We start from the raw sequence: 14,461 nt of genomic DNA, 5'->3' as shown, positions 1-14,461 counted from the left end.
GGTAACCCTACAACAATAGCACCTATTTGTATCTCGCTTTAGGTATCTTATAAACTTGTATAACCAAGAATGTACATACTAAGTTTAACAATTATTATGAATATTAGTTTTTGAAATTGGATGATATTAATTTTAGGTAGTTATTGGGTGTTGAAATATCAAACCTCACATTGAAATCTAACCTTCTATGGGTAAGTTATTATCTCAACAATTCTTTCAATTCTTTTTCACTAAATGAATTTGCACCTTTTATATATTTATATATGATATCTATTACCTCAGTATTCTGAAGTTCGTGGAGATGTGCAATCATAAATTGCTTATCATGAGAAATATCATCATGATAATCTAAAATAGAGGGTGCATGTGCTTGAACGCTCCATCTGATAAAACGGAGCTCTACATTAGATGGGTCTTGTTTGATGAGACTTTGAAGTAAATTTTTTCCTTTCTTAAATTGACTCATTTTTCTAAATGGATTTACACTATGCTTACCATGTACCATTTCATAGACCGCTAGATAACCCTTTTCTGTTGATGTTTTCGCTTGGGCTCGTAATAAATTCAAGTTATTTTCACAGATTTCTTCATCCTTTACCGCCAAAGAGTACTCTTTTCGAATTTTAAGAAGATTTAATTCTTGAGCAGTAACCTGTGATGAAATCATTAAAAAAAACATAAGAATTTTAGTCGCCATAATTAAAAAGTTTAAATGAAAAAAATTGAGTCAATTTTTTTTCTTAGTATCCTAAAAGTACTAAAAAACGCGTTTTTATACTAAAAATGTTAAAATAATTATTCAATTATCATACCATCTCAAATTTACACTAACTAAATGTAGATAATACACTACAAATAAAATTAAACCCCCAAAAAAATATGCAGATCAGCAAGCAAATAACGAAGTTCGCAGCATGAAATTAATCATCAAACAAACTTCCTGGGTAAAAATAGGTCTATCAATAATTCTTGGACTAATGATAGGCTGTTTATTAGGAGAAGCTTTATTTTCTTTATACGAATTGATTTCATCCAAATAAGATTAACCATATATTAATATAATAATAAGAAGAGGCTTTCGGGTCTCTTTCTTTTTGAAAAAAAATTAAATCAAACAAAATTTCTGTATCAATTGTTTTTTTAGGTATATTTAAGAAACCAACTAAACTAAAAAACAGCTTAGCTATGGAAGCATCTGTAAAACACGAAATTTGGGACAGTATTGTCAATAGTGCCAAAACAAAGTTTGATTATCAACATATTTTATCCCTCTTTAAAAAATCTGATAATGAAATTGTTGATAAATTTCTATTTCACATACTTGTAGCATTTGCAAGTGGTGAAGATCATGCCACTATTTCGACAAATTTATTCAATGAATTACAGCAAATAGGATTCGATTGCACAGAACAACAAATCGATGCATTTATTGCTGATAAACATGAAAAATTCAGTATTGAAATTTATGCAACATATATTGCCTTCTCTCTTCTTGAAGATGGAGAAGACGTGCATGCAATCGCTCTTACGATTCATGATCTTTTAAAAAAATAAATCAATAAGTAATTATTTCAATAAAAAAAAGATTTCTAAGTTATATATTCGTATCATATTTATTTAATGTCAATCAGACTTATATGATACGCCAAATATTTACTATATTTTTAACATTTTTTCTATTTTCAAAAACTTATTCTCAAGAATTTGAGTTTGGTAAAATCACATATGATGATCTTAATTTTGATCGCAATGTGATTGATAGTAATGCTAATGCTGTAGTCCTTCGTGAAGAGGGAAGATCTAGCTTTGTTGTGGATGATTATACCAACCAACCGCGCTTAATACATGAATATCATGTTGTTATTAAAATTTTTAATAAAGAAGGTTTTGATAAAGCTAATTTTGTCGTTCCAACCAGTAAATACAGTAGTCAGAGTGAAGATTATTTTACCAGTGTAAAAGGGACAACATACAATCTAGAAAATGGCAAAATCATCCGTACTGATCTAGATAAGTCTAAAGTATTTAAAGAAAAAAAATCTGAAAACATAAATCTCAATAAGTTCACACTACCCAATATTAAAGAAGGATCTATTATAGAAGTTACTTACACCATTAATTATTACAATTATTTCAATTTCAAAACTTGGGTATTTCAAGATGATATCCCAAAAGTAGCTAGTAAGTATATTGCAGTCATACCCGCTTCTTTTGATTATAATGTTGTGCTGAGAGGTTTTTATAAACTTACAGATCAAAAATCCGAACGTTTAGCAGATTGTATCTTCCTTGGTGGAGCTCGAATGGATTGTTCTAAGTTAATCTATACGATGCAAAATATCCCTGCCTTTATAGAAGAAGATTACATGACTGCCGCTAATAATTTCAAATCTGCAATTTATTATGAGTTGGCTTCTATCAGATATCCCAATGGAAATATTAAGAATTTTTCAAAAGAATGGAAAGATGTTGATATAGAATTAATGAATGAAAAAACATTTGGAGGTCAAATAAAAAATAAAGAATTATTCAAAGACATAATTCCTCAAATCACGGCTACTGCAAATGATAATTATACGAAGGCAAAATTGCTTTACAATTATATTGCGAAACAAATCAAATGGAACCACTACATTGGTAAGTATGCACAAGAAGGAATAGAAGATGCTTTAAAGAAACGATCAGGTAATGTAGCTGATATTAACTTAGCGCTAATTGCAGCTCTCCAGGCAGCTTCTATTGAAGCATATCCTGTCATTCTATCTACGCGTGATAATGGGTTTCCAAATCCTAAATTCCCAGTACTTTCAGATTTTGACTATGTCATTGTCCTTGCAAAAATTAATGGACAAGATTTTCTCTTAGATGCATCTGAACCACTATCTCCTTTCGGTTCCATTCCCATTCGTTGTATGAATGAAAGAGGACGTGTTATTTATTCCAAAAAATCTTCTGAGTGGATACCACTTAAAAGTGCACTGACCTCGATTACTCTTTATAGCTTTAAAGGTGAAATCACAGAGCAAGGACATTTAAAAGGAAATTTAGAAATTAACTATTCAGGAAATAAAGCATTGAATAAAAGGCAAGAAATGAAATCTTTCAATAGCTTAGAAGAGTACAATGAAAAAATGGATGAAAAGCTAGAAAAATTCAATTTAAAAAATCATGAAATATTCAATTTGGATAGTATAGATAATATATTAATCGAAAGGTTTGATATTGATGTGGCTCTTCCTAAAAATGACCAAGCAAATTATTGGATTCTTAATCCAACTTTGATTGACAAAACGACCAAAAATCCTTTTAATTTAATGGAGCGTACCTATCCAGTAGATCTAGGTTTTTTAACGCAAGAAAATTATCAAGTTGAAATTAAAATTCCCGAAACACTTGAAATAGCTGATTTACCAAAGAAAATAGCATTAACATTACCCGAAGGATCCGCAAAATATAGATATATGGCTTCCTTTGAAAATGGTTCTTTTATATTTTCTCAAAATACAGCTTTCAACAAACCTATATACGATGTGGATGAATATTTTCACTTGAAAGAACTCCTATCAAAAAAAATACAACAACAAAAAATTGATTTTAAGATCCAATCAAAATAATGAGAATTTATCTTTTTCTATTAACTATTATTTCTACTCAAGTAACCATTGCGCAAACCAATTATGCTGTAGAAAACATACCTTCAAAACTAAAAACTCGTGCGGCAGCCACAATTAGAGAAGAAAAACTTTCATTGGAAATATTACCCAACAATCAAGTTGTAGAAATTCTCAACAAAGCAATAACCGTTTACAATAAGAATGGAGATATTTATGCCAATTTGCCCATCTATTATAATAAGAATACATCGATAAAAGAACTTAAAGGAACTGTTTATAATGAATTTGGTTTAGCCACTAGAAAAATTACTGCAAAAGATTTTAATGATAAAAGTGCAGTCGATAATGGTACATTATATGCAGATGTAAGGGTTAAATTTTATACCCCTCAACAAACTGAATATCCTTATACAATTGAATACAAATATGAAATTCGTCACAAACAAAATCTAGCTTTACCTGTGTGGGATCCGTCATACAATGAAAACGTATCCGTAGAAAAAAGCTCTTTTGAATTAATAACACCTAAACAAACTCAAGTTCGAATAAATAGCCTTAATTACAATAATACAATTGAGAAAACAGAGACTGATAAAGGAATAATTCAAACCTGGAAAGTTGAGAATCTGGCGGCCCAAAGATTAGAATCTTATTCCCCTAACCCGTTAAAATATGCTCCAAGGGTTCAAGTCGTTCCAGAGAAATTTGTTTATTACGACAAAGAAGGTAGTTTTAAAGACTGGAAAGAATTTGGTTTATGGATGAATACCAGCTTACTCAGTGGTAAACAAAATTTATCTCCTTCTGTCAAAACTGAAGTTATAAATTTGACTAAAAATGTGACTTCACCAAAAGAAAAGGCAAAATTAATCTATGAATATATGCAAAATAAGACACGCTATATCAGTGTTCAAATTGGCATAGGAGGATTAGAGCCTTTTCCTGCATCAGAAGTCGATCGTTTAGGATATGGTGATTGTAAAGCATTAGCCAATTATATGCAGAATCTATTATCATTTGCTGATATTCCTTCCTATTATTGTATCGTTGAAGCTGGTAGTATGAAACGTGATATCAATGCAACATTTGCTAATGTATTGGACGGTAATCATATTATCCTTTGTCTTCCATTCGCCAATGACACAACATGGCTAGAGTGTACAAGTCAAACTTTACCTTTTGGCTTTTTAGATGATTTTACTGACGATCGTCTTGTATTAGCGTGCACTCCTGATGGAGGCAAGATCCTGAAAACCCCTAAATATACTGTCGAAGATAATAATCAAATACGCGAAGCACATTTGAAACTCGATGATAATGGCAATTTAACGGGAAATGTATCAACAACCTTTTCTGGTACAACCTACAGTAATCATTATGATGTTATCTTAGCGTCAACACCAGAAAAACCGAAGTTGCTTGCCAATTATTATAATATTGATAATATCAATTTCGATAAAATTCAATATACCGAAAACAAATCGGCAAAACCCTCCATTAATGAAAAAATAGATGTTTTTATTAAAAACTATGCAGTAAAATCCGATGGAAAAATAATCATACATCCGAATATTTTTAATATACGATCAACACTTAGCGCAATAAAAAATAGACAAAAAGAAGTATATATCAATCGAGCATTTACGGAGATAGATCGTATTATAATCGATCTCCCACAATCGATAAAACTTACCATTCCAATAGAAAAACAAGTATTTTCTTGTATAATGGGGAAATATGAAGTAACAAATGAGATTAAAGATGGAAAACTGTACTTCAACAGAAAATTAGTTATTAATGATGGAACATATCCTGCGGAATCTTTTATTGATTTTGTAGAGTTTCATACGAATATAAATAGTGCTGATCGAAGCAAATTTACGTTACCTATACAATAAGTCTATCTATGTGGTAAAGTGGATTAAAAGATAGCAGATCAATTGATGTAATGTAAACCTTATGCTTAACAAAAACTTACTTTAAGATCACAAAAGGCTTACCTTACCATTCATAATATGATAACCAAAGATGTACCTTCGTAACATGAATAATTATGCTGTTATTTTCGATATGGATGGGGTAATTTGTGACACGAACCCTTATCATGCTCAGGCCTTTGAGGCTTTTTTTAAAAATTACAATATTCAAAGTAATGAAGAAGAATTTGAGAAACATATGTATGGTAAACATAATAGTTATATCATGCAATATTTTTTCAAACGTCCTATAGCTAAAAATGAATTAAAAGATCTAGAATTTGAAAAGGAGCAACTTTTTAGAGTTATTTATAAAGAACAAGTGTCTCCGATTAAAGGCTATTTAGAATTTTTAGACGATTTGAAAGCACATAGTTTCAAAACTGGAGTAGCTACATCAGCTCCTAAAGAAAATATGGACTTGATTTTAGATGCATTGCATATTCGTTCTAAGATGGATTCTCTCTTAAGTAGTGAAGATGTTTCGTTGCATAAACCACATCCTGAAGTATACTTAAAGTCCGCTGAAAATCTACAGGTAACTCCAGCGGAATGCATCGTTTTTGAAGACTCTTTTTCAGGCATCACTGCCGCTATTCAGGCAGGAATGAAAGTCATTGGCGTACTATCATCACATAGCAAAGACCAATTACCCTTATGCGATGCTTACATTACCGACTATTCAGAAATATCTGCAAATAAAATACTTGAGTTATTAAAAAAAGAGCTTGATTCATAAAATCAAGCTCTTTTTTTAATCTCGTTTAAGACCAAATTTTTCAATCTTACTATATAAATGGCTCCGCTGTATATCTAAATCGTCAGCAGTTTTAGAAACATTCCATGTATTCTTTTCCAATTTATATTTTATAAATTCTCGCTCCGCGAAATCTTTAAAGTCTTGGAATGAAGCAAAATTATCAAGATTAACTCTTTCTCCATTATGATGTTCCGTATTATTTCTTACATCTTCGTTATTATTAATAGCGGAAACGGCATTAACCGTATTTGAAGGATTTGCAAAAGCAATAACATCTCTATCTGTAATTGATTTATCACTTAAAATGATGAGACGTTCAATCATGTTACGTAATTCACGGATATTACCTGTCCAAGGTAAGTTGCTTAATTCTTTTAATGCAGCTGAAGTAATTTCTTTCACAGGAACCCCGTATTCATTACATATTTCTTCACAAAAATTCTTAGACAATAAAGGGATATCATCTACTCTTTCTGTTAGAGATGGAACATGAATTAAAATAACGGAAAGACGATGGTACAAATCCATTCTAAAATTTCCTGCATCAATCTCCTTCAACAGGTTTTTATTCGTTGCAGCAACAACACGAACATTGACATCTATTTCTTTATCACCCCCTACCCGAGTGATTTTATGTTCTTGTAAAGCTCTTAATACCTTCGCTTGAGCTGAAAGGCTCATGTCTCCTATTTCATCTAAGAATAAGGTACCATTAGTCGCTAGCTCAAATTTACCTAGTCGTTGCTTAATTGCAGAAGTAAAAGATCCTTTTTCATGACCAAATAGTTCCGATTCAATTAGTTCTGATGGAATTGCAGCACAGTTAACTTCAATTAAAGGACCTTCCCCACGGTTAGATTTTTCATGTAACCAACGAGCAACTAATTCCTTTCCAGAACCATTGGCTCCTGTAATTAATACACGTGCTTCTGTAGGAGCTACACGGTCAATTGTTTCCTTAATTCGAGAAATTGCATCTGATTTACCTAGAATTTCTTTGGTTTTATAGCTTGTTACTTTTTTCTTTAAAACTTTTGTCTCTGTAACCAAAGAAACTTTCTCCAAGCCATTTCTAACGGTGATTAATAGGCGATTAAGATCTAAAGGTTTTTCTAAAAAGTCGAAAGCACCCTTTTTTGCTGCTTCTACAGCAGTTTCTATCGTACCATGTCCAGAAATCATAATAAAAGGGAGGTCTGGATTTGTTTTTTGAGCTGTTTCCAGAACTTCCATGCCATCCATTTTGTTCATCTTAATATCACAGAGAACAAGATCTATTTTTTCCTTCTTAATAATTTCTAAACCATCAATCCCATTATCTACATCCAATAGATTGTAATCTTCATATTCTAAGATGTCTCTTAATGAATTTCTGATAGCTCGTTCGTCATCAATAATTAATATGGTACTCATAAATAAGTTTTATTTACCTGCTAATAAGGTGTTATCTAAATTATCGGTAATATAATAAAAAAGAAGCAAACCTTATAAGCCGGGTTCTGTAAACCGAAAAAACGGAATTTCTATCATTTATCTAGGCTAGTCATCACTGACTAGCTCCATCAACCTACCCATTACGAATCTTAGGTGAACCTAAAAGAAGACGAGCAGCCTTCGAGTTTCGTAACCTATTTGGTCTTTCAACACACGAGGTTTACCGTAATGCATGTTACCATACAAGACCGTGAGCTCTTACCTCACGTTTTCACCCTTACTCCTAAAAGCGGTATATTTTCTGTGGCACTTTCTGTCTACTGCTATGCAGCATCCTTCCCGTTAGGAAGCGTGTTGCTCTGCGTTGCCCGGACTTTCCTCTCCTCCAAAAGGAGCAGCGATAGAACCAGTTTGCTTCAAATGCAAAGGTAGGATTTAGATTGGTAAATTATTAGCTTTAAAAAAAGAAAAAATATAAATGCAGAATTAAATAGCCTGTGCTATGGCATACCCTGAAGCCCAAGCCCATTGGAAATTATATCCCCCTAACCAGCCTGTAACATCAACGGTTTCACCTCCAAAAAATAAACCAGCAACTTGCTTACTTTCTAAAGTTTTTGGGTTTAATGCAGCTGTAGAGACACCTCCTCGCATAACTTCAGCTTTATCGTAACCTTTATCTCCTGCTGGTTTTACTTTAAACTTGTGAATGGTATCGATAATTAATTTTGCATCTGTTTTACTTAAAGATGCAATTTTAGTTTCTATCGGTAATAACTTACCTAATGCTTCGACCATTCTTTTTGTAAAATAATCATTTAGCATGTGAGACACCAAACGTTTACCTCCTTGATTTCGTTCTTCTTTAATCAATTCTTCTAACTTAAACTGAGGTAACAAGTCTATATAAAACTCTTCACCTGCACGCCAATAAGAAGAGATCTGTAAAATAGCGGGACCACTTAAGCCCCAATGTGTAAATAAAATATTCTCTTCGAAACTGATTTCTTTATTATAAACTCGAGAGAATACAGAATTGCCTGCTAAAGAAGCATACCAATCGGCATCTTTTCCAGTAATCGTTAAGGGTACTAATGCGGGAGCTGTTGGCACAATAGCTAGTTCAAATTTTTTTGCAACGCGGATGGCAAAGTCTGATGCACCTAGTTTATAAACAGGGAGTCCTCCACTTGCCATCACCACTTTTTTCGTTTTCAAATGCTGTTCGCCTTTCTTATTTTCAATGGTTATGAGAAAGCCTTCCTCGTTTTTTTCGACAGCTTTAACTAACGAATTTAATACAATATCTTGATTCGTATCATACAGGATCTGCGTAAAAACAGCAACAACATCTTTCGCTTTATTCGTAGAAGGGAATAATTGTCCTAATGTTTTTTCTTCTCCAAAAATACCATGAGATTCAAAAAAATCTAACGTATCCTCAACTGTCCATTGACTGAATACGGATTTTAAAAACTGTGGATTTTCGGAAACGAAATTATCAATACTTGTTCCTAGATTTGTGTAATTACATCGTCCCCCTCCTGAAATCAAAATTTTTGCACCTACTTTATCATTTCGTTCAACCACTAAGACACTTTTCCCCAATAATCCCGCTTGAGCAGCACACATCAAACCACACGCTCCTCCACCTACTATGATGGCATCATACTGCTTCATATCTTAGTAAGCGATTAATTGATTATCTAAAGGTATTACACAGCGTTTCTCCTGACTTAGAACACCTAATTCAATGATTCGAATAACATCTCGTGCTTGCTCTGGGGTTACGATTAGTTTCTCTTTACCCAAAATAGCATGTGCTATATTTTGGTAATAATCTGGGTAACTTCCTAATTTGGACGGAATGGTTTCTTCTATATCCTGACCATCTAGTAATAAATTGAGCTTACCATATATAGCAGGGTCCTCTTTTCCCCAATTTGGATCTTCATCAGGAAATTTACCTGCACGTAGCAAAGCCTCTTGAGAGTCTACTCCATTTTTCAGAAAATTCCCATTTAAAGCAAAGATAGTATAACGAGGCGTAGGTTCCTTTGCTAACATCCCTCCTTTTAATGATACACGCATTTCAGGGTAATAAAGTAGCAATTCGAAATGATCAATGGCTTTTGCTCTTGGTCTTTGGATACTTAAATCTGCAAACAAAGCATTTGGTTTACCAAATAGTTGTAATGTTTGATCAATCAAATGGGCACCTAGGTCATAAAAAATACCCGAACCTGGTAGGTTATCTTCTCGCCAAGCATTTGGTCGCAAATGATTACGAAAACGATCATAACGAACTTCAAAATTTTTAATCCCCCCTAAACGTTCATCTTTCACCACATTAAGAATAGTTCTAAAGTCTGAATTGAACCTTAAGTTATGGTATACAGATAATATTTTACCTTTTCCTTTCGCTAACGTAATTAATTCATCTGCTTGCTCAGAAGTATTAGTAAATGGTTTTTCAACCACAACATGTTTACCTGCTAGCAGTGCTTGCTTAGCAAATGGGTAATGCATATCATTTGAGGTTGCTATGACCACCAAATCAATGGAATCATCTTCTAATATAGCATCGATATGATCTACAGCTTCTGCTGTAGGATATTTTTCTCTTAGAATTACTTTTTGCTCCTCTTTACGGGCAGTTACTTTGACCAACTCCAGTTCAGGAACGGATCGCATTATAGGAGCATGGAACACTTGTCCAGAAATACCAAATCCTACTAGACCAACACGAATTTTTTGAGTCATCATGATTAAAATTACATACGTTCAGGAACTTCTATTCCTAATAAATTCATTCCTTTAGCAATAATTCTCGCAGAAGAAGCCGATAAATGTAAACGGAAGTTTTTCACATCTTCAATTTCAGCTTTTAAAATTGTCTCTTCATGATAGAATTTATTATACAACTTCGCAACATCATAGATATAATTTGACATTTGAGCAGGACTAAATTCTTGAGCTGAAATCTCAATAATACTCGGAAAATTTCCTAAACTCATGATCAAGTCTCGCTCGTAAGCTGATATAGAAGAAGGGATCGATACTGTTGCGTTATCATCAAAGTTTGCTTTTGAAAGCACTGATTTAATACGAGCGTACGTGTACTGGATAAAAGGACCTGTATTTCCTTGAAAATCAACAGATTCCTTTGGATCGAATAATACCCGTTTCTTAGGATCAACTTTTAACAAGAAATATTTCAAAGCTCCCATCCCAATAGTATTATAAAGCACTTTCTTGTTTTCTTCAGATAGACCTTCTGTTTTCCCCAATTCTTCCGTACGTTCTTTTGCAGTCTCAATCATTTCATCCATCAAATCATCTGCATCAACAACAGTACCCTCACGAGATTTCATTTTACCAGAAGGTAAATCAACCATACCATAGGATAGATGGAATAAACCATCTGCCCAAGATTTACCTAATTTTTTCAAAATAAGAAACAAAACCTTGAAGTGGTAATCTTGCTCATTACCAACCACATAAATAGAATCATTCATATTGAATTCATCATATTTTAATTGCGCAGTGCCTAAGTCTTGTGTAATATATACGGAAGTTCCGTCACCACGCAAGACCAATTTTTCATCTAATCCTTCTGCAGTCAAGTCAATCCATACAGAGTTATCTTCTTTTCTAAAGAAAACACCATTATCTAAACCTTCTTGTATAATATCTTTTCCTAATAAATAGGTGTTTGATTCGTAATAATATTTATCGAAATCAACGCCCAATTGTTTATATGTTTTTTCAAAACCAGCATATACCCAACTATTCATCGTTTTCCAAAGTTCGATCACAGCCTCATCACCAGCTTCCCATTGTTGTAACATCGCTTGTGCTTCTTTAATCAATGGTGCATTTTTCTTGGCATCTTCTTCTGATTGACCAGCTTCTTTTAACGATTCGATTTCCTTTTTATATTCCTTATCAAAAACAACATAATATTTACCGACTAAATGGTCACCTTTCATACCCGTTGATTCTGGGGTTTCTCCGTTTCCAAATTTCTGCCATGCTAACATGGATTTACAAATATGGATTCCACGATCATTAACCAAATTTGCTTTAATCACGTCATAACCATATGCTTTTAAAATTTCGGAAACAGAATAACCTAACAGATTGTTACGAATATGCCCTAAATGCAATGGCTTATTTGTATTAGGGGAAGAATATTCTACCATTAATCGTTTACCATTTGAAGGGAATACACCAAAATCACTTTTCACTATGGTATCATTCAATAAAGAAATCCAGTACTGATCTGAAAGGCAAATATTCAAAAACCCTTTAATAACATTAAAATCTGTAATCTCTGCAATATTTGCTTTCAAATATTCGCCAATCTCAGTCCCTGTTTGCTCAGGAGATTTCTTAGAAAATCGGGTTACAGGAAAAGTTACAATAGTAATTTGTCCTTCAAACTCTTTGCGTGTTTCTTGCAAAGTAATTTGATTTTCAGAAATTTCTGCATGATAAAGCTCTTTTACAGCTTGAACAGTGACTTCAATAAGTCTGGTTTGAATAGAATTCGCCATGTAATGATTAAGTAAAATTTGCAACTCCCTGAAATAGAACACAAAAATAATTTACATTCCTTATTCTTGTATTCACCTTGAAAGTATATCTTTGCAAAAATAATAAAAAATGCAGAGCTATCAGGAATTTCTTGACCTAAGTGTTGGTTTTCCGCAAGACGGATTCGAAATCATCGACGACGAATTGTATTTCCACGATTTGAATTTAATGGAAATGATAGAAACGTACGGTACACCGTTGCGTTTTACTTATTTGCCAATCGTCAGCAAAAAAATTCAACAAGCGAAAATTTTGTTTCAAACCGCAATTTTGAAACACAACTACAGAGGGTCCTACAAATACTGTTATTGTACAAAGTCTTCCCACTTCAAACATATCGTTGAAGAAGCGTTGAAGAATGATATTCACTTAGAGACATCATCTGCATTTGATATGCCAATGATTGATTCTTTGGAACGTCAAGGTACCGTAACGAAAGACATTACCGTTATTTGTAACGGTTTTAAGACTTATCAGTATAAACAGTATATCATCGATATGATCCATGATGGGTATAAGAATATTATCCCTGTTTTAGATAATAAAGAAGAGTTTAATCTGTATGATGATGAGATTGAATTAGAAGAACCATGTGCTTTGGGTATCCGTATTGCATCGGAAGAGCAGCCAGATTCTCAATTTTACACATCAAGATTAGGTATTCGTATTGAAGATGTTGTTGATTTTTATAACAACAAAATTGCTGAAAATCCGAATTTTAAGGTTAAATTATTACATTTCTTTATTAACTCTGGTATATCGGATACTCCTTATTATTGGAATGAGTTAGAAAAGTATGTAACCTTATATTGTAAGTTTAAAAAGGTAAATCCAGACTTAGACACGTTAGATATTGGAGGAGGAATGCCTTTTAAAGACTCATTGGTTCATGATTTTGATTATGAATATATGGTCAATGAAATTGTAAACCGAATCAAGCAAATATGTGCACAACATGATGTAATGGAGCCAGATATTATCACGGAGTTTGGTAAATATACGGTTGCAGAAGCTTCGGGTATTTTGTATAAAGTACTGGGTCGTAAATTGCAAAATGATCGGGAAAAATGGTTTATGATTGATGGTTCATTTATTACAAACTTACCGGATGTTTGGGCCTTAAATCAAAAATACATTCTACTTCCAATTAACAATTGGGATTCTGAATATGAACGTGTTAATTTAGGCGGCATTACTTGTGATGGTCAAGATTATTATAATCAAGAAGCACATACAAGTTCTGTTTTTATGCCTAAAACACGTAAAGTACAGTATTTGGGATTTTTCCACACAGGGGCTTATCAAGATGTATTAAGTGGTTATGGTGGTATCCATCACTGTCTACTACCTTCTCCAAAGCATGTAATTATTCGTAGAAATCGAGATGAAACATTTAATTACGAAGTATTTGGTGAGGAACAAAATTCAAAACAAGTCATGAAGTTATTGGGTTATCAATAATTTAAAAATCACTGATAATAAAAGGGTTAGAAATAGTAATTTCTAACCCTTTTTATTTTTCTTAATAAAATTAGACCACAAATTATATTAATTTAGTTTGTATTTTTATGGTAATGACTAAAAATTATAAAACTTATTAATATTATGACTAATTCAATTTATTCTTGCTTATGGTTTGATGGTCAAGCCCAAGCTGCTGCAGAATTTTACTGTTCTATTTTTAAGGAAGCAAAAATTGTTTCTTCCAACGCTATGGTTGTTATTTTTGAAATCAACAAGACGAGATTTATGGGACTCAATGGAGGACCTATGTTTAAACCGACGGAAGCAGTATCTTTTGTTGTCGAATGTAAAGATCAACAAGAAATCGATCATTATTGGAGCAAGTTGACATCCGAAGGTGGTGAAGAAAGTATGTGTGGATGGCTGAAGGATAAATTTGGATTTTCTTGGCAAATAATTCCCGAAAATATTGCTGTTCTTTTGTCCAAACCAAAAGCAATGGAAGCTTTGATGCAAATGAAAAAAATTGACATCAGCATACTAGAAACAGCATCTTGAAGCTCTTACTTTGACTATTACCCCCATGAACATGAAGTTTTTGGGATCGGGTAGTT

The 14,461-nt window shown here is 32.9% G+C and carries 11 protein-coding genes and 1 other RNA gene; 6 read left to right on the top strand and 6 right to left on the bottom strand.

What is annotated here, in order from left to right:
- Positions 1-199: 199 nt before the first annotated feature.
- Positions 200-697, bottom strand: coding sequence for a hypothetical protein (locus LZQ00_RS02445; protein WP_234511621.1), 498 nt, complete (start codon positions 695-697; stop codon positions 200-202).
- 488 nt (positions 698-1,185) lie between these two features.
- On the opposite strand from LZQ00_RS02445, the gene LZQ00_RS02440 reads away from it, so the two are divergent.
- The 4 genes from LZQ00_RS02440 to LZQ00_RS02425 all read left to right on the top strand — a co-directional run bounded on the left by LZQ00_RS02440 (position 1,186) and on the right by LZQ00_RS02425 (position 6,329).
- Entirely contained in the window at positions 1,186-1,554 is a 369-nt protein-coding gene (locus tag LZQ00_RS02440) for a hypothetical protein (protein WP_234511619.1), read from the top strand.
- Positions 1,555-1,637: 83 nt separating this feature from the next.
- Positions 1,638-3,614 carry a transglutaminase domain-containing protein gene (locus tag LZQ00_RS02435; RefSeq protein ID WP_234511617.1) on the top strand — a complete coding sequence of 659 codons (1,977 nt, stop codon included), beginning with the start codon at positions 1,638-1,640 and terminating at the stop codon, positions 3,612-3,614.
- Complete coding sequence (locus tag LZQ00_RS02430) at positions 3,614-5,512, top strand: DUF3857 domain-containing protein (RefSeq protein ID WP_234511615.1); 1,899 nt, start codon at positions 3,614-3,616, stop codon at positions 5,510-5,512. The genes LZQ00_RS02435 and LZQ00_RS02430 overlap by 1 nt, the downstream gene beginning before the upstream one ends.
- Positions 5,513-5,657: 145 nt before the next feature.
- Positions 5,658-6,329: an HAD family hydrolase gene (locus LZQ00_RS02425; RefSeq protein WP_234511613.1), complete on the top strand. Its 672-nt coding sequence runs from the start codon at positions 5,658-5,660 to the stop codon at positions 6,327-6,329.
- A gap of 15 nt (positions 6,330-6,344) precedes the next feature.
- Here the strand turns inward: LZQ00_RS02425 and LZQ00_RS02420 are convergent, their stop codons facing one another.
- The 5 genes from LZQ00_RS02420 to argS form a co-directional block, all read right to left on the bottom strand.
- Complete coding sequence (locus tag LZQ00_RS02420; protein ID WP_234511611.1) at positions 6,345-7,763, bottom strand: sigma-54-dependent transcriptional regulator; 1,419 nt, start codon at positions 7,761-7,763, stop codon at positions 6,345-6,347.
- A 59-nt stretch (positions 7,764-7,822) separates the two neighbouring features.
- An RNA gene (gene rnpB, locus LZQ00_RS02415) (RNase P RNA component class A) lies at positions 7,823-8,201 on the bottom strand.
- 69 nt (positions 8,202-8,270) lie between these two features.
- Positions 8,271-9,464: an NAD(P)/FAD-dependent oxidoreductase gene (locus tag LZQ00_RS02410; RefSeq protein ID WP_234511609.1), complete on the bottom strand. Its 1,194-nt coding sequence runs from the start codon at positions 9,462-9,464 to the stop codon at positions 8,271-8,273.
- Between the two features lie 3 nt (positions 9,465-9,467).
- Positions 9,468-10,550 (bottom strand): oxidoreductase, encoded by a 1,083-nt coding sequence (locus LZQ00_RS02405; RefSeq protein ID WP_234511607.1) that lies wholly within the window; start codon positions 10,548-10,550, stop codon positions 9,468-9,470.
- 8 nt (positions 10,551-10,558) lie between these two features.
- Positions 10,559-12,343, bottom strand: coding sequence for an arginine--tRNA ligase (argS, locus tag LZQ00_RS02400; protein WP_234511605.1), 1,785 nt, complete (start codon positions 12,341-12,343; stop codon positions 10,559-10,561).
- Positions 12,344-12,452: 109 nt separating this feature from the next.
- Between argS and LZQ00_RS02395 the strand changes: the two genes are divergently transcribed.
- Both LZQ00_RS02395 and LZQ00_RS02390 read left to right on the top strand, forming a co-directional pair.
- Entirely contained in the window at positions 12,453-13,844 is a 1,392-nt protein-coding gene (locus LZQ00_RS02395; protein WP_234511603.1) for an arginine decarboxylase, read from the top strand.
- A gap of 144 nt (positions 13,845-13,988) precedes the next feature.
- Positions 13,989-14,405, top strand: coding sequence for a VOC family protein (locus tag LZQ00_RS02390; RefSeq protein ID WP_234511602.1), 417 nt, complete (start codon positions 13,989-13,991; stop codon positions 14,403-14,405).
- Positions 14,406-14,461: the final 56 nt, after the last annotated feature.

This window comes from Sphingobacterium sp. SRCM116780 (assembly GCF_021442025.1).
Lineage (GTDB): Bacteria > Bacteroidota > Bacteroidia > Sphingobacteriales > Sphingobacteriaceae > Sphingobacterium.
The sequence above is the reverse complement of the archived record's forward strand: the minus strand, read 5'-3'. Positions and strand labels throughout refer to the sequence as shown.